Annotated in this window: 1 pseudogene; it reads right to left on the bottom strand. The window is 43.4% G+C overall.

The features are described 5' to 3' along the window. Positions 1–435: pseudogene (locus ACNKXV_RS13370) on the bottom strand (NADH:ubiquinone reductase (Na(+)-transporting) subunit F); the annotation flags it as partial.

The following is a 435-nucleotide window of genomic DNA, read 5'->3' as shown; positions in this document are numbered from 1 at the left end:
CCACATCATCTGGCTCAGGGTGATTCTTCAAATAATTGTCATACAACACTTGGTGAATAAACCCTACATAGCCATCCGCCTCTCTGTCATCAAGCGACTTCTTGATTTTCCAGTTGTCTTCAGGAAGTGGTTCGGATAGTCCGATATGGAAATTGAAATTCGGAAACTCTTTTTCGATTTCTCTGAAATGAGGGACGTAGAAAAGCTCTTTCTTAGAACGTCCACCGTACCAATAAGACACTTTTCTGTGGGTCTTTTCAGTGTGAAAAAGGTGGAAAATTTGCGCTCTAAGAGGGGCCATACCTGCACCACCACCGATGTAGACCATTTCTCTTTCAGTAGGGTTAATGTGGAATTCTCCGTAAGGACCAGAGACTGTTACCTTGTCACCTGGCTTTCTTGAGAACACATAGGAAGAACAAACTCCTGGGTTGA

Source organism: Christiangramia aquimixticola, from assembly GCF_048285835.1.
In the GTDB taxonomy this organism is placed as follows: Bacteria; Bacteroidota; Bacteroidia; order Flavobacteriales; family Flavobacteriaceae; genus Christiangramia; species Christiangramia aquimixticola.
This window is presented reverse-complemented; position numbering and strand designations above follow the sequence as displayed.